This window comes from Pantoea endophytica, from assembly GCF_002858935.1.
Classification (GTDB): domain Bacteria; phylum Pseudomonadota; class Gammaproteobacteria; order Enterobacterales; family Enterobacteriaceae; genus Pantoea; species Pantoea leporis.
The window spans coordinates 378321-399941 of the sequence record NZ_PJRT01000009.1 but is presented as its reverse complement, the minus strand read 5'-3'; the positions used below and the strand labels follow the sequence as shown (position 1 = coordinate 399941).

Here is a 21621-nt window from a genome sequence, read left to right as displayed (position 1 = left end):
CGCCAAAAAAGGCGACTTGGTTTTTTACCTGGATTGTAGAACTTCCGCCGCCGGGGCTACCTGATGGCCGCTGGCTTCGATTTCGCTGCGCACAATGGTGGCGAGCGCCAGGGAGCCTGGCGTGTCGCTGTGAACCAGAATCGAGCGCGCACGCACCGCAATCTCTTCACCCTCAATCGTCGTCACCGTGCCGTGCTGCAAAAACTGGCGCACGCGGGCGCGCAGCGCGCTTTCCTCGTTGATCACCGCACCGGCAATGCCGCGCGGCACCAGACGGCCTCGCGCGTCATAGGCGCGGTCAGCCAGAAACAGCGTCAGCGTTTTCAGGCCAGCCGCCTGCGCCGCGACTTCAATGATCGTATCGGGCTGGGCGAAGATGATCAGATCGTTATTAATGCGCGCCACTAACTCCATCACCTGTTGCGCCAGGGCGGCATCGCGGTTGACGATGTTGCCCATCGCGGCGTGGAAACTGAAGTGGGAAACGTGGGTGCCTTCCGCGCGGGCAATCGCCGTCAGCGCGCCGAGCTGATAGGCCACCTGCTGACAAATCTCTTCGGCGCTAAACGGCAGTTCGCGGCGGCCAAAACCCTGACGATCCGGCAAGCCGGGATGCGCGCCAATGCCCACGCCATGTGCCTTCGCCAGCCGCACCATGTTGGTCATGATCGCCGGATCGCCAGCGTGGAAACCGCAGGCGATATTGGCGGATGACACCACTTTCATTAGTGCGGCGTCATCGCACAGCTGGTAAATGCCGAAGCCTTCGCCCATATCGGAATTCACATCAATCTTCATGTCTGGTTTCCTTGTGCGGATTAAACGGTAAGCGCTTTACGCAGTGGCTGGCAGCTGAAGCGCAAACGGCTCAGCCAGCGCGCCACTTCCTGTTCGATGGCGATCGCTTCATGCACATCGCTGTGGATCAGCTGGATCGATTGGCCCGGCAGCACTTGCCCAAGCCGCCACAGATCCTGCTCGATCACGCCAGCGATCTTCGGATAACCGCCGGCGGTATTGGCATCGCTTAGCTGGATGATCGGTTCACCACCCGGCGGCACCTGCACAATGCCGGGGATCAGCCCGTACGATCGCATCTCAACGGTTTCTGACGGGAAGATAGGATCGCCTGATAGCCGATAGCCGGTGCGATTGCTTTGATTTGATACCTGCCAGGATTGCTGCCAGAAGCGCGCGGCATCGGCGGCAAACAGTGGGTATTCGCCGGAGGGAATGGCGCGCAGCTGAATGTCTCCGGCGCTGTTGCGGGGAAAACTGGCGTGTAATGCGCTGTCTGGCGGTTCAATACCGATGCCGCTGCGCGGAAGTGCCGGGCCGCGATTTTCGCCGAGTGCCAGCCGATCGCCACGCTGCAGCGGACGTCCTTCAACGCCGCCGAAGCCACCGCGCAGCGCGGTACTGCGCGAGCCAAGCACCAGCGGCACATCAATGCCGCCAGCAACACACAGATAGCCACGCGCGCCGCTGCGCGGGTAACGCAGCTCCAGCACTTGCCCGGCCCGCACGCTGCAGCCCCACCACGGCGGCAGCGGCGTGCCATCCAGCGTGGCGCGGCAATCCGCGCCGGTCACCGCGATGCTGCTGTTTTGCAAAAATCGCACGCGGAACGGGAACAGCTGCACTTCAATTGCCGCCGCATTTTCGTCGTTGCCGAGGAGTAAATTACCGGCACGCAGCGCCAGCGGATCCATCGCACCGCTCACCGATACACCGATGTGGCGATAGTTGAAGCGACCTAAATCCTGCACCGTGTTGAGCGCACCGCTCTGTTCGATCTCAATCACAGCTCAATCCTCTGCGGCAGAAAACGGATGCGATCGCCCGGTGCCATCAGCGCGGGCGATGCGGCCAGCGGGTCAAACACCGCCAGCTCGGCAAAACCAATCGCGTTCCAGCCGTTCGGGCCGGTCAGCGCCGAAACGCCCGCTTGCGCGCCACCGATGGTGACGGTTCCTTTCAACATGCTAAGCGACGGCACTTTCTTGCGCGGTGTCGCCAGCAGCGGATCGAGACCGTGCAGATAACCGAAGCCCGGCGCGCTGCCCAATGCAAACACCGTGTATTCGCTTTGATGGTGCAGACGCACCACCTCGCGTGGGCTCAAACCGGTATGGCGGCACACCGCCTCGAGATCGGTGGCGTGTTCACCGCCGTAATGCACCGGAATTTCAATCAGTTTGCCCTGCGGACTGATCGCCTGCGCCTGATCCCATGCGGCATGCAGCTGCATACGCACGGCGATTTCATCAGCTGGAATATGGCGGAACAGTACCAGCAGATTGGTGACGCCGGGGATCAGCGCTTCAATCGCTTCATCGGCATGCAGCAGGCGCGCCAGCGACCAGATGCGGCGCTGCGCCGGGAGATCGAAACCGCCTGGCGCTTCCACCAGCCACGCGCGTGCGCCGATGGTGGAGAGCTTGATAGCAGAGGAGCAAGCCAGCGCGGGAACGCTGGCAGGCTGGAGAGCAGAGTGCGACTTCACGGGCATGGTTATTCCAGCGGTTCAAATTTCAGACTGGAGAGCGGCTGTACGCGCTCTTCGCGCACCATTTTGTATTCGGTGTTGGGCCCAATCCACGTATCCCAGATTTTGTCGATGGTGCCGTCATCGTCCATCGCCTTCAGGCTGCTGTTGACGCTGGCCAGCAGCGCCGGTTCATCACGCTTCATGCCGACACCAATCGGCTCCAGCGCCATCGGTTCTTTGATCATCGCCAGATTGATGCCGTCTTTTTTTGCCTGCGAAATGGTTTTGATGCCGGTCATGGTGTTGGTGACGAAGCCCACCGATTTGTTCTGCTCCAGCGCGAGGAACGCGGAGGCTGAATCCTGGAAGGTCACCGCTTTGCCGCCTTGGATATGGATTGATTGCTCAGAAGTGGTGCCTTTGGTGGCGCTGATGCGTTTGCCCTTGAAATAGCTCAGCGGCTTGTCGGCCAGCGGTGCTTTGACCAGCAGCATCTCCTTGGCGACGTAATAGGGATCGCTGAATTGAATCTGGTTGCCGCGGGTTTTGGTGTAGGCCAGATTGGCGATCAGTACGTCGGCGCGGCCGGTAGCAATCACCGCAATACGCGCTTCCACCGAGGTGGGCACCAGCGTCAGTTTGACGTTCATCTGCTTCGCCAGCGCGTTACACAGATCGATATCCATGCCCGCCAGCTGACGTGTTTTCGGATCCGGAGAAGAGAAGGGCGGCACGTCCGAATAGACCGCGCACTTTAGCTCGCCGCTGGATTTGATGTTGGCCATCATGTCGGCATGCGCAGCCGAAATAGCCAGCAGCGGCAGCAGTGCCAGCCCGATGGTGGTAAGTCTTTTCATGGTCATGTGAACTTCCTCAATGATGAATACCACGGCGTCACCGGGACGGAGCGCCTGCGTTCTCGCTTTTCTGGACTATATCGGCTTTGTTTTCAGGCGAAAAAGAGGGAAACCCTGTCGTGCAATAGCAAAAAAATATGGCTAAGCGGCGCATAAGTTCTTTCTATTCGGGCAGAGCAAAAAAGTGTTATCCAGCGCACACTTTTCTCGCCAGGCTGATTGCAAGTCCTCTCGGCAGTCCCGCCGATTGCATGTGGTAGAGAGAAGTGAAAAAGCATGAATGCCCGATTAGGCGTGTTACTGAAGATACTGGCCGCGCTGTGCGCCACCTTGATGCTGGCGTGTGTGAAGGGGCTGAACGGCGCCATTCCCACCGGCGAAGTGATTTTTTTCCGCAGTTTTATCGCGCTGTTGCCGCTGCTGATTTGGCTGAAAATGCAGGGCAACGTGCTGGACAATCTCAAGACGCGTAACCTGTCTGGTCACTTTATTCGTGGCTTCTCCGGCACTGGCGGCATGTATTTTAACTATTTGGCGCTGGTCTATATTTCGCTGGCCGATGCCACCGCGCTGAGCTATGCGGCGCCGCTGTTTACCGTAATCCTGGCGGCGATGTTGTTGAAAGAGCGGGTGCGGGTTTCGCGTTGGGTCGCGGTGGTGGTGGGATTGTCCGGCATTTTGATCATGCTCTCTTCCAGCCTGAGCACCAGCGGCGCGCTGTTTTCCCATGGGCCCAGCAACGCGACGACGAGTATTGGTGTGGCATGTGCGTTGCTGGCGGCGCTGTGCTCTGCGACCTCTAACGTGCAAATTCGCTTCCTCAACGGCATCGAGAAGCCGGGCGCGATCGTGTTCTATTTCTCACTGATGACTACCGTAATTGGCCTGGCGACGGCGCTGTTTGGCTGGAGCAAACCCAGCGCGATACAGCTGCTGTTGCTGGTGGGCTGCGGCCTGTTTGGGGGTCTGGCGCAGATTCTGGTGACGCTGAGCCTGCGTTACGCCGATGCGTCACTGCTGGCACCGTTCGATTACACCACGCTGGTGTGGTCGATGCTGATTGGTTATCTGTTCCTGAACAGCCTGCCGGGCAGCACCACCTTGCTGGGCGCATCGATTGTAGCGCTGGCCGGGATATTTGCGGTGTGGCGTGAGAATCGCCAGCGCAAACTGGCGATGGTGAGCAGTACGCCTTAGCGTTGCGCAATAATTTGCGCTGCGACAAATAGGTGTACGCATCCGTAGCGGCGCGATTTATCGCGCAATGAATTGCGCCGCTACACATAGGTGCACGCATCGGTAGCGGCGCGATTTATCGCGCGGTTTTGTTTCTAACGAAACACATCATCAATGATTTCAACCTGCTTGGTGCGTAGCGTCTCATCCAGCCAGCTGCGTTCGAGTGAGCCGGTTTTCGCCAGCTCGAAGTTGTGTTCATCAACGATTAAATACGCCTGCGCCGCTTCGAGAATGCGTGCTGCATCCTGGCGAGGAATCACAATCACACCATCCGCATCGCCCAACACGATATCGCCCGGTGAAACGTGAATTTTACCGCAGGCAATTGGCACGTTGATCTCGCCCGGACCATCCTTGAACGGGCCGCCCGGCGTGTGACCGGCGGCGTAGATGGGGAAGTCCATGCGTGACAACCCTTCGATATCGCGGACCGGTCCGTCCAGCACAATGCCTTCCATACCACGCTGTCTGGCATAGGTCGCCATCACTTCGCCCATCAGCGACTGACTGCGATCGCCCTCGTTCGACAGAATAATCACATCGTTTCGGCCCGCCATATCCAGCGCTTTGTGCAGCATCAGGTTGTCACCGGAACGCGCTTTAACCGTCACCGCCAGGCCACACATGATCGGTTGGCGCGGCGCGGTTTTCAGGCTGATCTCGGCCGACAAGGCGGGCAAACGGCTCATGCAATCCGCCACCACCGCAGCCGGTAACCGGCGAAAAGCTTCCAACAGCGGTTCGGCATCGGCGGGACGACGTAAATAGATTCGGTTTCCTGCGCTCATGGTTATTTTCCTGTAGGGAGTGATTTAATTAATCGCGTTGTGTTCCTGGGTAAATAATTAAATGTAAAAGTAAGAATTTTTATTTTTGTTTTTGATGAGTCATTACTTCATTGAATAGGGTGTTCAGCTAACAAGCTGAATCATCGGATGATTACTGGCACGTGATTAAGCTTACGCGATTACGCAGATGTTACGCAGGGGATGTTACGACTAACCGAGACAGGATCACGAATTATTATTTCGGATGAATTTAACTCACTGATAATTAATTTTATTGGGTTTTATTATGGGGAGATAGATTAAAAGTATTAGCTGGAGATAAATATATTGGCATCGATCAATGCTGGATAATCAGCATGTATAGAGGGAAGGGAGGCAGTAGCTGAGATGAGCAAACGCAGAAAAGCAAAAACCCAGCCATAAGCTGGGTTTTCAGAATGTTGGTGCCCGGACGCGGAATCGAACCACGGACACGGGGATTTTCAATCCCCTGCTCTACCGACTGAGCTATCCGGGCAACGGGGCGCATTAAACCCTAATGGCTTACAGCCGTCAACGGCTTTCGTCAAAAAAGCGGTGCAATCGTGATTGATTGCTTGCTTTTCAGACAAGGTGAACAAAAAGGCTACGCCAGCGCACCATTTTTACGGCACAGCGCGATACCAAGTACATCTTCCGCCAGACGGCGCGCCGTCGCGACATCCTGTACGTTGCGTTTCACCAGCAGTTTGCTCAGGCAACCTTCCAGAATCAGCTCCATCTGATCGGCCACCATGCTGGGATTATCCAGCGCTAAATCGACCAGAATTTCATGGGTGAATTGCCAGGAACTGCGCTTTTGCTGTTCGGCTAGCTGATGCACCGGCTGATCGGGTTGCGGATAGAAGCTGCAGGCGGCGATAAACAGGCAGCCGGGAAAACGGCCTTTGCTGACGTGCTCACTCAGCACTTCGTAGCGGGCTAACAACTTTTGTTCGGCGCTGAGGTGTTCATCAAGCTGTACCTGACGACGCCAGCTGTCAATCTGCTGGCCGTGATAGCGCAGCGCGTCATACAGCAAAGCATCACGATCGGGCCAGAAACGCGTGAGTTGTTCGGCTTCAAGACCGGTTGCGCCAGCCAGCTGAGTTAGGGAAGTGGTGGCGGCCAGGCCGCTTTGTTCGAGCACATTCAACGCATGCTCGAGTATTTGTTCACGTTGCAAGTGACTCTCCTCTGGAATGCGGGCCCGCTCGCGGACGAACGGGCAGTGTCCTGCTGACAGTGTCGTTTAACGTGACACATTCTGCAAATGCGCGCGGAAATCGGCGGCGTTGAGGAAGCCGGTGACGCGCGAATCGGGGATCTCTTTGCCTTGCGCATCGAAGAACAGAATGGTGGGCAAACCTAAAACCTGCAGATGCTGCAACAGCGCGTTGTCCTGCGCGTTATTGGCGGTGACATTGGCTTGCAGCAGTTGTACCTGACTTAGCGCGTTACGCACGCCCTCATCGCTGAAGGTGTATTTCTCGAACTCTTTGCAGGCCACACACCAGTCGGCGTAGAGATCGATCATGGTGATACGGCCTTGCGCCTGCTGTAGCGCGCTGTCGAGCTGCTCGCTGCTCTTGATGGTGTGGAACGGCAGATGCGCCACGGCTTGCGCACTGTTGCTGCTGCCAAACGCCCAATCCTGTAGCGGGCGCGCACTGACCAGCGCGGCGGCAAGCATGATGACTTGCAGCACGCGCCATTTGCCGCTGGCGCGCAGGCTGAGGCTGAATGCCCAGGCAAAAAATGCCACGCCAAGCAGGCTCCACAGACGGATGCCCCACAGATCGCCAATCACGCGTTCCAGCAAGAATACCGGCAGCGCCAGAATCAGAAAGCCAAAACCTTCTTTGACGGTTTGCATCCACGGCCCACTTTTTGGCAGCAGCTTGTTGCCAAACATCGTCACGGCAATCAGCGGCAGGCCCATGCCGAAGGCATACAGCCACAGAGTGCCGGCTCCGGCCCACAGATTACCGCTCTGCGCGATGTACAGCAGAATGGCGCTGAGCGGTGCGGTGGTGCAGGGCGAGCAGATCAATCCGGCCAGTGCGCCCATCATAAATACGCCCGGCAGCGAGCCACCTTGCTGGCGATTACTCCACAGCGTGAGGCGCGTTTGCAGGCTGGCAGGCAATTGCAGCGAGAACAGGCCAAACATCGACAGCGCCAGCACGATAAACAGCGCCGACAAGCCAATCAGCACGTAAGGATGTTGCAGCGCCGCCTGGAAGCGTAATCCGGCCGCTGCCACAACCATGCCGAGTACGGTGTACGTCAGCGCCATACCTTGCACATACACCATCGCCAGCGCGAACAATCGCCCCATCGAATAGCGGCGCGGGCCTCCTAAAATGATGCTGGAGATCAGCGGATACATCGGCAGCACACACGGCGTGAAAGCGACGCCAATACCAATCAGCAGCGCCCAAAGCGGTGAAAACGGCAGCGGCGTGCTGTGATTGGCGGGCTGCGCACTGACCGCAGGCGCAGCCTGATTGGCGGCAACCGCGCTCAGCGGCACCGCGCGGGTTTCCGGCGGATAGCAGAAGCCCGCAGCCGCACAGCCCTGATAGGTCACGGTGACGGCCGCGCCGGCAGCGGCCTGGCGCAGCGTGATCGGCAGTTGCAGATCCTGCGGATAAATTTCACTTTTGCCGTAGAACTCATCTTGGTGCGGCTGGCCCGGCGGCAGCGTGAGTGGAGCAATTTGCGCTTTTTGCGGCGTGACGTGGATTTGCTGGCGATAGAGATAGTAGCCATCCTTCACTTTCCAGCTGAGCGTCAGCTGATTGCCTTGCTGAGTGAAATCGAAGCCAAACGCCTGATCAACCGGCACAAAGCGGCTGTTATTGTTCGGGGAGAAGAGTGAGGCTTGTGCCGAAAGGCAGAAAACCAGCGCCAGGCAAAAGCCGGCAAGGCGAAAGAGTCGTGCAGCCATAGCGAATGAATGAGCTCCGGTGGCGAATAGGCCGCGATAATAACACGACCGCTTCGCCACGAGGTTTTCAGGATGTAACCGCGCTACAGAATCAGGCTGCCAAACAGGAAGCCAAACGCCACCGAGAAGGCAATCGCTAACACGCCCGGAATAATAAAGGAGTGGTTAAACACAAACTTGCCGATACGGGTTGATCCGGTGTCATCCATTTCCACCGCGGCCAGCAGCGTAGGATAGGTCGGCAGCACGAACAGCGCGGAAACCGCCGCAAAGGACGCGACGGCGGCCAGCGGCGAGACGCCCAGCATCAACGCGGCAGGCATCAACGCTTTGGTGGTGGCGGCTTGCGAATAGAGCAGCGTGGCGGCGAAGAACAGCACCAGCGCTAGCATCCACGGATAACCTTGCAGCATGTCACCGGCTAACGCTTGGATATCGTTGAGGTGCGCTTTGACAAAGGTATCGCCCAGCCACGCTACGCCCATCACGCAGATACAGGCGCTCATGCCCGATTTAAAGGTGCTGGCGCTGAGGATTTCACCGGTATCGACTTTACAGGTCAGGCAGATCAGCGTGGCAACGGTCAGCATAAACACCACGATGGCTTCGTTGCGTGGCAGCACGGGATTGCTGATCAGGCCAACGCTGTCGCTAATTGCGGTGGCGTAGAGCACCACGGCGGCGATGCCGATCAGGAACAGCAATACGGCACGCTTCGCGCCCGGTTTGATGTCATAAACCTGCTCACCGCGCAGTTTCACTTCACCTTTCGCTAAACGCGCCTGATATTTCTCATCATCCCTGAGCTCCTTGCCGAGAAAACTGGTGATGATGGCGGCGCAGAAGATCGCTGCCATGGTAGAGGGAATCGCCACACCCAGCAGCGCCAGATAACTCACGCCATGCGGTTCCAGGATTGAAGCGAAGAATACCACCGCCGCCGAGAGCGGCGAGGCGGTAATGGCAATCTGCGAGGCGACGACCGCAATCGACAACGGACGCGACGGGCGCACGCCTTGCTCTTTCGCCACTTCGGCAATCACCGGCAAGGTGGAGAACGCGGTGTGACCGGTGCCGGCCAGCAGCGTCATGACATAGGTGACCAGCGGCGCAAGGAAGGTGACATAGCGTGGATGGCGGCGCAGCAGGCGTTCTGCTAATCCCACCAGATAATCGAGACCACCGGCGATCTGCATCGCGGCAATTGCGGCAATCACCGCCATGATAATTTCGATTACATCAAAGGGAATCGCGCCGGGTTTCAAGCCGCAAATCAGCGTCAACGCCAGCACACCTAAACCGCCCGCGAAACCAATACCGATGCCGCCCAGACGCGCACCGAGCCAGATCGCCAGCAGGACAATAACCAACTCCACTACTACCATTCGTTCCACTCCCTGAGCCGCGGAGAAATCCCGACTCTTAAAGTTGTAGCCGCCAAAATGAAAAAAGCACGCCGCATTGTATATGGGCGTGCTGTTGGCAACTTGATCCGGAACGGATTACTGTTCGTTTTCGTCGGTGTAGCGTTTGGCTTTGTACGCCGGATGCATCAGGTTCTGAATGGAGAAAATGTCATCCAGTTCGGTTTCCGTCAGCAGGCCGCGCTCCAGCACCACTTCACGTACGCTTTTACCGGTTTCGGCGCAAATCTTACCGACGATATCGCCGTTGTGGTGGCCGATGTACGGGTTGAGGTAAGTGACGATACCAATCGAGTTGAACACGTAAGCTTCACACACTGCTTTGTTGGCGGTGATGCCGTTGACGCATTTTTCCAGCAGGTTGAAGCAGGCGTTAGTCAGGATGCTGATCGATTCAAACAGCGCCTGGCCAATCACTGGCTCCATCACGTTGAGCTGCAGCTGACCCGCTTCTGACGCCATGGTGACGGTGATGTCATTGCCGATCACTTTGAAACACACCTGATTCACCACTTCTGGCACCACCGGATTGACTTTGGCGGGCATGATCGATGAACCGGCCTGCAGTTCAGGCAGGTTGATCTCATTCAGGCCGGCGCGCGGACCGGAGGAGAGCAGGCGCAGGTCGTTACAGATTTTCGACAGTTTCACGGCCAGGCGTTTCAGCGCCGAGTGCACCATCACGTACGCGCCGCAGTCGGAGGTGGCTTCAATCAAATCTTCTGCAGGCACCACCGGCAGATTACTCACTTCCGCCAAACGCTGTACCGCCAGCTGCTGATAGCCATCCGGCGTATTGAGACGTGTGCCGATGGCGGTGGCGCCGAGGTTCACTTCCAGCAGCAGTTCAGCGGTGCGCAGAATGCTGCGAGTCTCTTCATTCAGCAGCACGTTAAACGCGTGGAACTCCTGGCCAAGCGTCATCGGCACCGCATCCTGCAGCTGAGTACGGCCCATTTTCAGAATGCTTTCGAATTCAACCGCTTTTCGCTGGAAACCTTCGCTCAGTTGATTAATGCCGTCGAGCAGTTTCAGGATCGAAGCGTACACCGCGATACGAAAACCGGTTGGATAAGCATCGTTGGTGGACTGACACTTGTTCACGTGATCGTTGGGATTGAGGTACTGATATTCACCTTTCTGGTGGCCCATCAGCTCCAGGCCGATGTTGGCCAGCACTTCATTGGTGTTCATGTTGACCGAGGTGCCCGCGCCGCCCTGATAGACGTCAACCGGGAACTGATCCATGCATTTACCGTTATTCAGCACTTCATCACAGGCCTGAATAATGGTGTTGGCGATATTGCGGGGAATGGTCTGCAACTCTTTGTTGGCGAGCGCGGCTGCTTTCTTCACCATCACCATACCGCGGACAAACTCCGGTATGTCGCTGATTTTATTATTACTAATGTAGAAGTTTTCAATCGCACGCAGAGTATGAACACCGTAGTAAGCGTCTGCCGGAACTTCGCGCATGCCTAACAGGTCTTCTTCGATACGAATGTTGTTCGCCATGATTACCTTCTTGTTATTGCTGCCTGGTTACTGCCGGGCGTCGGGATGGACGGGCGGCAAACAACGTGCAGGTGAAGCGATTATATTGTCGTGGAATGTCAGCGCCGACATATTATCCATCTTCGCACTGACGGGCACGATCATATTCTGATGTTACAGAATTGTTTGTGCACAGATCACTTTACGGGCTTTTGCAGGCCCAGCGGTAATAACGATATGTGATGTACTTCGCAATTTTAAGTCAGTGGGAAAAAAATGGCAGGATCGGTTGAAAATGCCGGTGCAAATGCCCATCTCTATCAATACGGTCGTAAAGACCCTCCCTTTCTGCTGCCTGGCCATTTGCGGGGCAGCTTCAACTCACAGGAGAACTCGGTGCGCTGGTTACCGTTCGTGATTTTTTTTGTTTTGGCCTGGATTGAGATCTCAATTTTCATTCAGGTCGCGCATGCGCTGGGCGTGCTGCTCACCATGCTATTGGTGATCTTCACCTCGTGTATTGGTGTGTCGCTGGTGAAAAATCAGGGCATGAAGAACTTCCGTTTGATGCAGGAGAAGCTGGCGCGTAACGAAAGCCCGGCGGCTGAGATGACCAAAAGCGTTTCGCTGATTATCTCCGGCTTCCTGCTGCTGTTGCCCGGTTTCTTCACCGACTTCCTCGGTTTACTGCTGCTGTTGCCGCCGGTGCAGAAGCATCTGACGTTGAAGCTGATGCCGCACTTGCGCGTATGGCGCGGTCCGGGCGCCGGTCCGGATGCGGGTTTCACCGTGGACGGTGAATATGAGCGCAAAGATCAGGACCAAATAGGACATGACAAAGACCATTAGATAATCAAGGCGGCGCAAGCCGCCTTTTTGTTGCTTTTTTCGCCGTCTGTTGCAGAAACGAAAATATTTATATTTTTTGCCCTTGAAAGCCCACTTATTGCCCCTATCTCTTCCAGCACGAGGCTGGAAGCCCTGCTGTCCGGCTCAACCCCAAAAATGAATGATTGGACTTTCTAAAGGAGAGCTATCAAATGAAAATTCGTCCATTGCACGATCGCGTTATCGTCAAGCGTAAAGAAGTCGAAGCTAAATCAGCGGGCGGCATCGTGCTGACCGGTTCAGCTGCCGGTAAATCTACCCGCGGTGAAATCCTGGCTGTTGGCAAAGGCCGCATCCTGGAAAACGGTGAAGTTAAGCCACTGGACGTAAAAGTGGGTGATCTGGTGATTTTCAGCGAAGGCTACGGTGCCAAAACCGAGAAAATCGACAACGAAGAAGTTCTGATCATCTCCGAAAGCGACATCCTGGCAGTTGTTGAAGCGTAATTTACGCGCAATTCACTGAACGAAACGAATTTAAGGGATATTTGAAATGGCAGCTAAAGACGTAAAATTCGGTAATGACGCACGCGTAAAAATGCTGCGCGGCGTAAACGTACTGGCAGATGCAGTAAAAGTTACCCTGGGCCCGAAAGGCCGTAACGTGGTTCTGGATAAATCTTTTGGTGCACCGACCATCACCAAAGATGGTGTTTCTGTTGCGCGTGAAATCGAGCTGGAAGACAAGTTCGAAAACATGGGCGCACAGATGGTGAAAGAGGTGGCCTCTAAAGCGAACGACGCAGCAGGCGACGGCACCACCACCGCAACTGTACTGGCTCAGGCCATCATCACCGAAGGCCTGAAAGCCGTCGCTGCGGGCATGAACCCGATGGATCTGAAACGCGGTATCGATAAAGCCGTTATCGCCGCCGTTGAAGAACTGAAAACCCTGTCTGTGCCTTGCCAGGATTCACGCGCAATTGCACAGGTTGGTACCATCTCTGCTAACTCTGATGAAACCGTGGGCAAACTGATTGCCGACGCGATGGACAAAGTGGGCAAAGAAGGCGTTATCACCGTTGAAGAAGGCACCGGCCTGCAAGATGAGCTGGACGTGGTTGAAGGTATGCAGTTTGACCGCGGCTACCTGTCTCCGTACTTCATCAACAAGCCAGAAACAGGCGCAGTTGAGCTGGAAACCCCGTTCATCCTGCTGGCTGACAAGAAAATCTCTAACATCCGCGAAATGCTGCCAGTGCTGGAAGCCGTTGCGAAAGCCGGTAAGCCACTGCTGATCATTGCAGAAGACGTGGAAGGTGAAGCTCTGGCAACGCTGGTGGTGAACACCATGCGCGGTATCGTCAAAGTGGCTGCGGTTAAAGCACCTGGCTTCGGCGACCGTCGTAAAGCGATGCTGCAGGATATCGCTATCCTGACCGGCGGTACCGTGATCTCTGAAGAGATCGGTATGGAGCTGGAGAAAGCTACCCTGGAAGATCTGGGTCAGGCAAAACGCGTTGTGATCAACAAAGACACCACCACCATCATCGATGGCGTGGGCGATCAAGGCGCTATCTCTGGCCGCGTAACGCAGATTCGTCAGCAGATCGAAGAAGCAACCTCTGATTACGACAAAGAGAAACTGCAGGAGCGCGTAGCGAAACTGGCAGGCGGCGTAGCCGTGCTGAAAGTGGGCGCAGCAACTGAAGTTGAAATGAAAGAGAAGAAAGCACGCGTTGAAGATGCCCTGCACGCGACCCGTGCTGCGGTTGAAGAAGGCGTGGTTGCCGGTGGTGGTGTGGCGCTGGTTCGCGTTGCAGCGAAAATCGCCGCATCTGGCCTGAAAGGCGATAACGAAGATCAGAACGTGGGTATCAAAGTTGCGCTGCGCGCAATGGAAGCCCCGCTGCGTCAGATCGTTTCCAACGCCGGCGAAGAGCCTTCAGTTGTTGCTAACAACGTGAAAGCAGGCGACGGTAACTACGGTTATAACGCGCAGACTGAAGAGTACGGCAACATGATCGACTTCGGTATCCTGGATCCAACCAAAGTGACTCGTTCTGCGCTGCAGTACGCTTCATCGGTTGCGGGCCTGATGATCACCACCGAAGCGATGGTGACTGACCTGCCAAAAAGCGACGCACCTGATTTAGGCGGCGCTGGCGGTATGGGTGGCATGGGCGGAATGGGCGGCATGATGTAATTGCCCCTGACTGTTTAAGTCATCTGGAAAACCCCCGATCGGAAACGGTCGGGGGTTTTTCTTTTGCTGGGGAACAAGGTATAAGTAAGGGCGCAATACTTCGGCTTTACGGGTTTAGGGCAATGAATGTTCAGAAAAAAAGTGCGCTTTTCTGCTACGCTGCCGCCCGACACTGATGATAATAAATGGGGATTACAATGCGGATTAACCTCTTGCTCGGTCTGGCAGTCGGAACTTTACTGCTGGCGGGCTGTAGCAGCTCCAATCAATTGAGTGCTGGCGGCGAACGTGTGACCTTCGTCGACCAACAACCCGCAAGTCAATGTCAGCTGCTGGGAACGCTTACCGGCTCTCAGAGCAACTGGCTGAGCGGTTCAGGCGGTGAAGGCAGTTCACTGCGTGGCGCGGCTAACGACCTACGCAACCGCGCGGCAGAAATGGGCGGCAACGTGATTTATGGCGCCACCAGCCCGACGCAGAATCTGCTGTCAGCTTTCGCACCGCTCGACAGCAAAATGACCGGCCAGGTGTATAAGTGCCCGTGAATTTTTCCGGCGTAAATGCATGAAAAGTTGAATGCAAAATGGCCGAATTGCTTCGGCCATTTTGTTATTTCCTCAATGCGGACATCTCATTCTGTACTCGCGCTAGCTCTTGTTGTGCTTCAGCGAGTTCTTCTTGTTTATCTTCTAGCTTATGCTGATATTTGCGAATTTTTTTCGCATCTGCGTCTACACGAGCGCGCCTTAAATCAAACTCGATTTCACCAATGGATTTCTGCTTATCCGCCACTTTATCTTTGAGTTTATCGAGTTGGCGCTGTGTATCGTAAATGACGTTACTGCGGGTGCAATGCGCATTCAGTTCAGCGAGCGCGCTGCGCAGGCCGTTAATCCGTGAATAATTATTATTGGCTTCAGCGTAACGTAATTCTTCGCTAATTGCCGCGTGACGCGTGGCGCAATCCTGAGCGGCCTTGGCTTTCATAGTAAAAACCAAACTCAGCGATAACAGTGCCAGTAGCGTTAATGCCACTTTTTTCATAACAGCTCCTGTATAACCTCAGCACACCATGTGCCAGATAATTTCAGGAGCTTTTATAGAGGAACGATGGGCAGGAATCATTCAGTTGGGTCTTGGTTATACCTGACGCAGCTGCAAATCCAGCGGCGTCTTGCTTGGCTCGCCGCCAATCTCGCGCGCCAGTTTCGGCACCATATAACCGGAAACCATCGGCAGCAGCTGGCGCATCAGCCCACGTGCTTCCTCATCTGACACAAAGAAGTGCGCCGCGCCTTGCACCTTATCCAGCACGTGCAGGTAGTAGGGCAGAATGCCAGCATCAAACAGCGCATTACTGAGATCCGCTAGCGTCTGCGCATCATCATTCACATCACGCAGCAACACGCTCTGATTGAGCAGCGTCACGCCGGCACGCTTCAGCATCTGCATGCCGTAACGCAGCTCATCATCAATTTCCTGCGCATGGTTGATATGGCTCACCATCAATACCTGCAGGCGCGTGTCCGCCAGAATCTGACACAAGCTTTCGGTGATACGCGACGGGATCACCACCGGCAAGCGGCTGTGAATACGCAGGCGTTTGAGATGCGGGATTTTCTCCAGCGCGCCCACCAGCCATGCCAGTTCATGATCTTTCGCCATCAGCGGATCGCCGCCGGAGAATATGATCTCGTCCAGTTCCGGATGCGTGGCGATGTAGTCAATCGCTGCCTGCCAGTTGCGCTTGTTGCCCTGATTATCCTGATAGGGGAAATGGCGGCGGAAACAGTAGCGGCAGTTGACCGCACAGCCGCCTTTTACCAGCAGCAGCGCTCGGTTTCTATACTTATGCAGTAAACCCGGCACCACGCTGCTTTGTTCATCCAGCGGATCGGTGCTATAACCTGGCGCATCGATAAATTCCTGACGGCTGGTGAGCACTTGCAGCAGCAGCGGGTCGGTCGCATCGCCTTTTTTCATGCGTGCGATGAAGGCGCGCGGTACGCGCAGGGCAAAAAGCTTGCGCGCATCGGCGCCTGCAGCCAGATCAGCATGCTGATCAAGAGATAAAAGTTGCAGTAATTCAGCAGGTTCGGTGACAACATCAGCTAGTTGCTGCAACCAATCTTCTCTGACGGGGGGATTTAGGGTTACAATGTGTGCCATTTTTTTGGCTATTTACCAGTTCAATATTTACAGAGGGCCTTTATGGCGACTTATCTTAGCAACGATTTCCGTCCCGGTCTTAAAATCATGTTCGAAGGCGAGCCATATGCCATCGAAGCCAGTGAGTTCGTTAAGCCGGGTAAAGGCCAGGCATTTGCGCGCGTTAAAATGCGTCGTCTGCTGACCGGTTCTCGCGTTGAGAAGACCTTCAAATCTACTGACTCTGCCGAAGGCGCAGACGTTCGTGATATGACGCTGCAATACTCTTACAACGACGGCGACTTCTACTACTTCATGCACCCGGAATCTTTCGAGCAGTATCAGATCGAATCTAAAGTGCTGGATGACGTGACCAAGTGGCTGCAGGACAATGCGGATTGTATCGTTACCCTGTGGAACGATAAAGCGATCGCTGTTCAGCCACCGAACTTCATCGAAGCGGAAGTTATCGAAACCGATCCAGGCCTGAAGGGTGATACCGCAGGTACCGGCGGTAAGCCCGCTACGCTGTCGACTGGCGCGGTAATCAAAGTGCCATTGTTCGTACAGATTGGCGAAGTAGTAAAAGTAGATACCCGCTCTGGCGAATACGTTTCTCGCGTAAAATAATCGTCAAATCAGGCGCATCATTGATGCGCCTTTTTTCTCACTGTGTGTTTCCCTTCTCTTTTTTCATCCGTCCAATCCGCAGTTTTACAGATCAAGACTATGCTTTAAGAGCTGTACTTTTACTGCAACCAAAAAGGATATGGCTATGTTAAAGAAAAGTATTGTCGCGATTTTTTCCGTGCTGGTGCTCTCATCCGTTCTGACCGCTTGTAACACCACGCGTGGTGTTGGCGAAGACGTTTCGGCGGGCGGCAAGGCAATCCAGCGCAGCGCACAGTAAGATAGTCCGGTGCGAAAGCGACTTTCGCACCGGTCCTCTCTATTTCTGCTCCACCCAAATCAGCTCATCCACCGGGAATCCGGCACTTCTGGCCTGTTCAACCAGGCGTTGCTTAACATTTTCATCCAGCTGCGGCGTACGTGACAGAATCCACAAGTAGCTACGATTCGGCCCGCACACCAGCGCATAGCGATAGTCAGGATCCAGTGCGATCACGTTGTAGCCGCCATAGAAAGGGCCAAAGAACGACACTTTCAGCGCGGCGCGCTGTTTATCGCCGGTGAAATAGGCTTTGCCAACGCTCTCTTGCCAGCGCTGTTTCTGCTGATTGTAGCCGCGGTTGATCACCTTCAAGCCGCCGTCCTCGCGCGGACTATAATTAGCGGTAACCTGTTGTAATCCTCGCTCAAAGCGGTGATCGAGTCGGGCGATTTCATACCATTGGCCGAGATAGCGCTGACTGTCGAAACCTTCTACTACCGTAACACCTTTAGGTGGCGCGGTTGAGCAGGCAACGGAGAGAAAAGCGCTCAGGCTGGCAAGCAGGGTTTTCCATGGGGACATTGTGGGATTCCTCTACGATTTTAATGGGTTAAGTATAGCTTCCCGCTAGCAAATTGCTGCCTGCGCCCGCTGCCGTTGTTTGCCATCGGCATTGCGGGTAGACTTCCACCCCTTATCTGTATGAGGAGTCATCAACATGAGCGAAACGGCAAGCTGGCAGCCGAGCGCACCCATTGCCAATTTGTTGAAACGCGCCGCTATCATGGCGGAAATACGTCGTTTCTTTGCCGATCGCGGCGTGCTGGAGGTCGATACCCCGGCGATGAGCCAGGCGACCATCACTGACATCCATCTGGTGCCGTTCCAGACGCGTTTTGTTGGGCCAGGCGCAGCCGAAGGGCGCGATCTGTGGCTGATGACCAGTCCGGAATATCACATGAAGCGCCTGCTGGCGGCCGGAAGTGGTCCGATTTACCAGATGGGGCGCAGCTTCCGTAATGAGGAGGCCGGGCGTCACCACAATCCCGAGTTCACCATGCTGGAGTGGTATCGTCCGCACTACGACATGTACCGCCTCATGAACGAGGTGGACGATTTGATGCAGCAGGTGCTGGAGTGCGACAGCGCGGAATCCCTGTCGTATCAGCAGGCGTTTATCCGCCATCTGGAAGTCGATCCGTTATCGGCTGATAAAGCGCAGCTACGCGAAGTGGCGGAGAAGCTGGGCGAGGGCGAGTTGGCCAATCGTGAAGAAGACCGCGATACGCTGCTGCAGCTGCTGTTTATGCTGGGCGTTGAGCCGAAGATTGGTAACGATAAGCCGTGCTTCGTCTACCATTTCCCTGCGACGCAGGCCGCGCTGGCGGAGATCAGTACGGAAGATCACCGCGTCGCCGAGCGCTTTGAGGTCTATTACAAAGGGATTGAGCTGGCGAACGGTTTCCGTGAGTTAACCGATAGCCGCGAGCAGCGTCAGCGCTTTGAGCAGGACAATCGTCGTCGAGCCGCGCGTGGCCTGCCGCAACATCCTATCGATACCTATCTGCTGGATGCGCTGGCGCACGGTATGCCTGCCTGTTCTGGCGTGGCGTTGGGCGTGGATCGTTTGATCATGCTGGCGCTGAAAGCCAGCTCGCTAAGCGAAGTGATCGCCTTCCCGGTCGATCGCAGCTAAATCATCAGGGCGCGCAAGCGCCCTTATGGCGTGGTGGTGGCGGGCGCGGTCACTTCCGGGAATTCCTGAATCGTCACCGGCAAGGTCATTTTCTTTTCATTACGCAAGATCTGCACGTCAATCACCGAGCCCGGCCGAATTTCTGCCACCTGATCCATGGTTTCCTGCGCCGAGAGCGCCGGTTTACCATTCACTTCCAGCAGCACGTCATTGGCCTGAATGCCGGCGCTATCGGCGGGGCCATTCGGCGTGACGTCACTGACGATAATGCCCTGCACGCGATCAAGATTACTGCCCTGGCCGTGCAGCGGCGGCAGTTCGCGCCCGGTGATGCCGATGTAGCCGCGAATCACCCGACCATCACGAATCAGCTTATCCATGATTTTGCTCGCCAGCGCGGTGGGAATGGCGAAACCAATCCCTTCCGGCGTTTCGCCATCGCTGCTTTTATCAAACGTCAAGGTGTTAATGCCCATCAGTTCACCCAGCGAGTTAATCAATGCGCCGCCCGAGTTACCCTGATTGATCGAGGCATCGGTCTGCAGGAAGTTTTGTCGTCCGGATGAGCTCAGGCCCACGCGTCCGGTGGCGCTGATAATGCCTTGCGTCACGGTTTGGCCGAGGTTGTATGGGTTGCCGATCGCCATGACGACGTCGCCGATGTGCGCGATACGTTTGGCGTTGATGGGGATAACCGGCAAGTTGGAGGCGCTGATTTTCAGCACCGCTAAATCGGTCATGGCATCGGAACCCACTAAGGTGGCTTCGAAGAAGCGTCCATCCTGCAGCGCGACGATGATTTGGTCGGCGTTATTAATCACGTGTTTGTTAGTGAGGATGTAGCCTTTGCCGTTCATGATGACGCCGGAACCCAGCGTCGTGATGCCGCGATTATTGTTGCCGTGGGCGCTGCGGTTATAGACGTTAACGACCGCGGGCACGGCACGTCGCACACCCTGATTAAAACTAACGGGTGCTTCATCGTCGCTGTTGTCTTGATCAAAGGTGACGTTGCTGCCCATACGCAGCGCAGGGATCGCGACGAGCAGTAAGCCAGCCACGATCAGGCCCATCACCACAGAACGCAAAAGTTTAAGAAACATGGTGTTATTTCAAGCCAGGTGAGATCGCAGGGCAGAATAGCATGAGAAAGGCGGACAAACACCTGCTTGTCCGCCTGTTGCGAGGATTATCGCAGAAGCAGGTAAATCGTCTCTTCGCCGCGCACCACGTTCAGTGCCAGCACCGGCGGTTTGCCTTCCAGCACTTTGCGCATTTCGGCAATAGAAGCGACGCGATTGCGGTTTACGCCGATGATCACATCATCTTTCTGCAAACCGACTTGCTCCGCTGGCGTGCCTTTTTCAATGGCATCGACTTTCACGCCTTTATCACCGGTTTTAGTCGCGCCGTCGCTCAGCGTTGCGCCTTGCAGTGCAGGCGACATCAGCTGCGCGCTGGCGGTGGTTTGCGCACTCTGTTCCAGCGTGACGGTGACGTTAACCGGTTTGCCTTCACGCAGTAGGCCGATTTTTACGTCCTGGCCCGGCGGTGTGGTGCCGACTTTCACTCGCAGCTCAGCAAAGCTGGTGATCGGCTTATCATTGATGGAGGTGATGATATCGCCAGCTTTGATGCCCGCTTTCTCGGCGGCTGACTTCGGCAGCACTTCCGAAACAAAGGCACCGCGCTGCGCATCGACGTTAAACGCTTTGGCGATATCGGCGGTCATTTCCGTACCTTTGATACCAAGCTGACCGCGCTTCACTTCGCCGAACTGAATCAGCTGCTGCGCCAGGTTCATCGCCATATTGGCGGGAATGGCGAAGCCAATGCCGATGTTGCCGCCGCTTGACGCCAGAATCGCGGTGTTGATACCAATCAACTCACCATTCAGGTTCACCAGCGCACCACCGGAGTTACCGCGGTTAATCGCGGCATCGGTCTGAATGAAGTTTTCCAGTCCTTCCAGATTCAGGCCGCTACGACCGAGCGCAGAGATGATGCCCGACGTGGCGGTTTGACCCAGACCAAACGGGTTACCGATGGCCACGGCAAAATCACCCACTTTCAGCGAATCAGAGTCGGCGATTTTCACCTGCGTCAGGTTTTTCGCGCCTTCAACCTGGATCAATGCGATGTCGGTTTGTTCATCGTGACCAATTAACTTAGCGTCATATTCGTTGCCGTCACCCAGCTGCACGCTGATTTTATCGGCGTTGCTGACCACATGGTTATTGGTGAGGATATAGCCTTTAGCGGCATCAATGATCACGCCAGAACCCAGACCTTCAAAAGGCTGCGGCTGCGATTGTCCCGGTGCCTGACCAAAAAAGCGCTTCAGTGGTTCAGGAATATCCTGCGCCTGCTGACCGCTGTCGGTACCTTCAACACGCACGCTCACTACTGCGGGCAGAACTTTTTCCAGCATCGGTGCCAGGCTTGGCAATGCTTGTCCCTGAATCTGGGCGGGAAGAGTTGCCAGCGCACTCGGCGCCGCAGCCAAACTCATCCCGATACCTAAGGCTAATGCGCTTAACAGACGTGCTTGTTTTTTCATTGCTACAACGCTCTCGCTGCGAAAGGGA

At 55.7% G+C, this 21621-nt stretch carries 22 protein-coding genes and 1 tRNA gene; 8 read left to right on the top strand and 15 right to left on the bottom strand.

Annotated features, from left to right (window positions below):
* Nucleotides 1–24 precede the first annotated feature (24 nt).
* The 4 genes from PZBJ_RS09785 to PZBJ_RS09770 are packed head-to-tail and all read right to left on the bottom strand — an operon-like array spanning nt 25 to nt 3354.
* Nucleotides 25–798: a 5-oxoprolinase subunit PxpA gene (locus PZBJ_RS09785; protein WP_101762309.1), complete on the bottom strand. Its 774-nt coding sequence runs from the start codon at nt 796–798 to the stop codon at nt 25–27.
* A gap of 20 nt (nt 799–818) precedes the next feature.
* Complete coding sequence (locus PZBJ_RS09780; protein WP_101762308.1) at nt 819–1805, bottom strand: 5-oxoprolinase subunit C family protein; 987 nt, start codon at nt 1803–1805, stop codon at nt 819–821.
* A complete protein-coding gene (pxpB, locus tag PZBJ_RS09775; RefSeq protein ID WP_101762307.1) occupies nt 1802–2512 on the bottom strand; it encodes a 5-oxoprolinase subunit PxpB in 711 nt (236 codons plus the stop codon). Before pxpB ends, PZBJ_RS09780 begins: the two co-directional genes overlap by 4 nt.
* A 2-nt stretch (nt 2513–2514) precedes the next feature.
* Nucleotides 2515–3354 (bottom strand): transporter substrate-binding domain-containing protein, encoded by an 840-nt coding sequence (locus PZBJ_RS09770; protein WP_101762306.1) that lies wholly within the window; start codon nt 3352–3354, stop codon nt 2515–2517.
* Nucleotides 3355–3624: 270 nt separating this feature from the next.
* Here PZBJ_RS09770 and PZBJ_RS09765 point away from each other — a divergent pair, with 270 nt between their 5' ends.
* Entirely contained in the window at nt 3625–4545 is a 921-nt protein-coding gene (locus tag PZBJ_RS09765; RefSeq protein WP_101762305.1) for a DMT family transporter, read from the top strand.
* A 134-nt stretch (nt 4546–4679) separates the two neighbouring features.
* On the opposite strand, the gene PZBJ_RS09760 is transcribed toward PZBJ_RS09765, so the two are convergent.
* The 6 genes from PZBJ_RS09760 to aspA all read right to left on the bottom strand — a co-directional run bounded on the left by PZBJ_RS09760 (nt 4680) and on the right by aspA (nt 11285).
* Nucleotides 4680–5375, bottom strand: coding sequence for an RraA family protein (locus PZBJ_RS09760; protein WP_101762304.1), 696 nt, complete (start codon nt 5373–5375; stop codon nt 4680–4682).
* Nucleotides 5376–5816: 441 nt separating this feature from the next.
* A tRNA-Phe gene (locus tag PZBJ_RS09755) sits at nt 5817–5892 on the bottom strand.
* Nucleotides 5893–6000: 108 nt separating this feature from the next.
* Nucleotides 6001–6579 (bottom strand): division control transcriptional repressor DicD, encoded by a 579-nt coding sequence (gene dicD / locus PZBJ_RS09750; protein ID WP_101762303.1) that lies wholly within the window; start codon nt 6577–6579, stop codon nt 6001–6003.
* 66 nt (nt 6580–6645) lie between these two features.
* A complete protein-coding gene (locus tag PZBJ_RS09745; protein WP_101762302.1) occupies nt 6646–8346 on the bottom strand; it encodes a protein-disulfide reductase DsbD in 1701 nt (566 codons plus the stop codon).
* 83 nt (nt 8347–8429) lie between these two features.
* Nucleotides 8430–9731, bottom strand: coding sequence for an anaerobic C4-dicarboxylate transporter (locus PZBJ_RS09740; RefSeq protein WP_101762301.1), 1302 nt, complete (start codon nt 9729–9731; stop codon nt 8430–8432).
* Between the two features lie 117 nt (nt 9732–9848).
* Nucleotides 9849–11285, bottom strand: coding sequence for an aspartate ammonia-lyase (gene aspA, locus PZBJ_RS09735; RefSeq protein ID WP_101762300.1), 1437 nt, complete (start codon nt 11283–11285; stop codon nt 9849–9851).
* A 375-nt stretch (nt 11286–11660) separates the two neighbouring features.
* On the opposite strand from aspA, the gene PZBJ_RS09730 reads away from it, so the two are divergent.
* The 4 genes from PZBJ_RS09730 to PZBJ_RS09715 all read left to right on the top strand — a co-directional run bounded on the left by PZBJ_RS09730 (nt 11661) and on the right by PZBJ_RS09715 (nt 14842).
* Nucleotides 11661–12113, top strand: coding sequence for an FxsA family protein (locus PZBJ_RS09730; RefSeq protein WP_192236087.1), 453 nt, complete (start codon nt 11661–11663; stop codon nt 12111–12113).
* Between the two features lie 191 nt (nt 12114–12304).
* Entirely contained in the window at nt 12305–12598 is a 294-nt protein-coding gene (locus tag PZBJ_RS09725) for a co-chaperone GroES (protein WP_101762298.1), read from the top strand.
* A 46-nt stretch (nt 12599–12644) separates the two neighbouring features.
* Nucleotides 12645–14297 (top strand): chaperonin GroEL, encoded by a 1653-nt coding sequence (gene groL, locus PZBJ_RS09720; RefSeq protein ID WP_101762297.1) that lies wholly within the window; start codon nt 12645–12647, stop codon nt 14295–14297.
* A gap of 197 nt (nt 14298–14494) precedes the next feature.
* The gene (locus tag PZBJ_RS09715; RefSeq protein ID WP_008104416.1) at nt 14495–14842 is read left to right on the top strand and encodes a DUF4156 domain-containing protein; all 348 of its coding nucleotides are present in this window, start codon (nt 14495–14497) and stop codon (nt 14840–14842) included.
* A 64-nt stretch (nt 14843–14906) separates the two neighbouring features.
* Here the strand turns inward: PZBJ_RS09715 and PZBJ_RS09710 are convergent, their stop codons facing one another.
* A complete protein-coding gene (locus PZBJ_RS09710) occupies nt 14907–15341 on the bottom strand; it encodes a DUF1090 domain-containing protein (RefSeq protein ID WP_101762296.1) in 435 nt (144 codons plus the stop codon).
* Nucleotides 15342–15437: 96 nt separating this feature from the next.
* Nucleotides 15438–16466, bottom strand: a complete 1029-nt coding sequence (gene epmB / locus PZBJ_RS09705; RefSeq protein WP_101762295.1) for an EF-P beta-lysylation protein EpmB — start codon at nt 16464–16466, stop codon at nt 15438–15440.
* 42 nt (nt 16467–16508) lie between these two features.
* On the opposite strand from epmB, the gene efp reads away from it, so the two are divergent.
* Together efp and PZBJ_RS09695 are read left to right on the top strand one after the other, a co-directional pair.
* The gene (gene efp, locus PZBJ_RS09700) at nt 16509–17075 is read left to right on the top strand and encodes an elongation factor P (protein ID WP_034826669.1); all 567 of its coding nucleotides are present in this window, start codon (nt 16509–16511) and stop codon (nt 17073–17075) included.
* Nucleotides 17076–17220: 145 nt separating this feature from the next.
* On the top strand, nt 17221–17355 hold the full coding sequence (locus PZBJ_RS09695; RefSeq protein ID WP_007886592.1) for an entericidin A/B family lipoprotein: 135 nt from the start codon (nt 17221–17223) through the stop codon (nt 17353–17355).
* Nucleotides 17356–17394: 39 nt separating this feature from the next.
* On the opposite strand, the gene PZBJ_RS09690 is transcribed toward PZBJ_RS09695, so the two are convergent.
* Nucleotides 17395–17919 (bottom strand): lipocalin family protein, encoded by a 525-nt coding sequence (locus PZBJ_RS09690; protein WP_101762294.1) that lies wholly within the window; start codon nt 17917–17919, stop codon nt 17395–17397.
* 136 nt (nt 17920–18055) lie between these two features.
* Between PZBJ_RS09690 and epmA the strand changes: the two genes are divergently transcribed.
* Nucleotides 18056–19033: an elongation factor P--(R)-beta-lysine ligase gene (gene epmA / locus PZBJ_RS09685; RefSeq protein WP_101762293.1), complete on the top strand. Its 978-nt coding sequence runs from the start codon at nt 18056–18058 to the stop codon at nt 19031–19033.
* A 23-nt stretch (nt 19034–19056) separates the two neighbouring features.
* On the opposite strand, the gene degS is transcribed toward epmA, so the two are convergent.
* Both degS and degQ read right to left on the bottom strand, forming a co-directional pair.
* Nucleotides 19057–20136 carry an outer membrane-stress sensor serine endopeptidase DegS gene (gene degS / locus PZBJ_RS09680; RefSeq protein WP_101762292.1) on the bottom strand — a complete coding sequence of 360 codons (1080 nt, stop codon included), beginning with the start codon at nt 20134–20136 and terminating at the stop codon, nt 19057–19059.
* 86 nt (nt 20137–20222) lie between these two features.
* Nucleotides 20223–21593: a serine endoprotease DegQ gene (gene degQ / locus PZBJ_RS09675; protein ID WP_101762291.1), complete on the bottom strand. Its 1371-nt coding sequence runs from the start codon at nt 21591–21593 to the stop codon at nt 20223–20225.
* Nucleotides 21594–21621 lie beyond the last annotated feature (28 nt).

Bases quoted from the DNA above. Each gene is read 5' to 3' on its own strand.
- epmB (WP_101762295.1), bottom strand. From the start codon at position 16,466: ATGGCACACATTGTAACCCTAAATCCCCCCGTCAGAGAAGATTGGTTG.
- groL (WP_101762297.1), top strand. From the start codon at position 12,645: ATGGCAGCTAAAGACGTAAAATTCGGTAATGACGCACGCGTAAAAATG.
- epmA (WP_101762293.1), top strand. From the start codon at position 18,056: ATGAGCGAAACGGCAAGCTGGCAGCCGAGCGCACCCATTGCCAATTTG.
- PZBJ_RS09765 (WP_101762305.1), top strand. From the start codon at position 3,625: ATGAATGCCCGATTAGGCGTGTTACTGAAGATACTGGCCGCGCTGTGC.
- pxpB (WP_101762307.1), bottom strand. From the start codon at position 2,512: ATGCCCGTGAAGTCGCACTCTGCTCTCCAGCCTGCCAGCGTTCCCGCG.
- PZBJ_RS09715 (WP_008104416.1), top strand. From the start codon at position 14,495: ATGCGGATTAACCTCTTGCTCGGTCTGGCAGTCGGAACTTTACTGCTG.
- PZBJ_RS09725 (WP_101762298.1), top strand. From the start codon at position 12,305: ATGAAAATTCGTCCATTGCACGATCGCGTTATCGTCAAGCGTAAAGAA.
- PZBJ_RS09770 (WP_101762306.1), bottom strand. From the start codon at position 3,354: ATGACCATGAAAAGACTTACCACCATCGGGCTGGCACTGCTGCCGCTG.
- efp (WP_034826669.1), top strand. From the start codon at position 16,509: ATGGCGACTTATCTTAGCAACGATTTCCGTCCCGGTCTTAAAATCATG.
- aspA (WP_101762300.1), bottom strand. From the start codon at position 11,285: ATGGCGAACAACATTCGTATCGAAGAAGACCTGTTAGGCATGCGCGAA.
- PZBJ_RS09695 (WP_007886592.1), top strand. From the start codon at position 17,221: ATGTTAAAGAAAAGTATTGTCGCGATTTTTTCCGTGCTGGTGCTCTCA.
- degQ (WP_101762291.1), bottom strand. From the start codon at position 21,593: ATGAAAAAACAAGCACGTCTGTTAAGCGCATTAGCCTTAGGTATCGGG.
- degS (WP_101762292.1), bottom strand. From the start codon at position 20,136: ATGTTTCTTAAACTTTTGCGTTCTGTGGTGATGGGCCTGATCGTGGCT.
- PZBJ_RS09690 (WP_101762294.1), bottom strand. From the start codon at position 17,919: ATGTCCCCATGGAAAACCCTGCTTGCCAGCCTGAGCGCTTTTCTCTCC.
- PZBJ_RS09785 (WP_101762309.1), bottom strand. From the start codon at position 798: ATGAAGATTGATGTGAATTCCGATATGGGCGAAGGCTTCGGCATTTAC.
- PZBJ_RS09745 (WP_101762302.1), bottom strand. From the start codon at position 8,346: ATGGCTGCACGACTCTTTCGCCTTGCCGGCTTTTGCCTGGCGCTGGTT.
- PZBJ_RS09710 (WP_101762296.1), bottom strand. From the start codon at position 15,341: ATGAAAAAAGTGGCATTAACGCTACTGGCACTGTTATCGCTGAGTTTG.
- PZBJ_RS09740 (WP_101762301.1), bottom strand. From the start codon at position 9,731: ATGGTAGTAGTGGAGTTGGTTATTGTCCTGCTGGCGATCTGGCTCGGT.
- PZBJ_RS09760 (WP_101762304.1), bottom strand. From the start codon at position 5,375: ATGAGCGCAGGAAACCGAATCTATTTACGTCGTCCCGCCGATGCCGAA.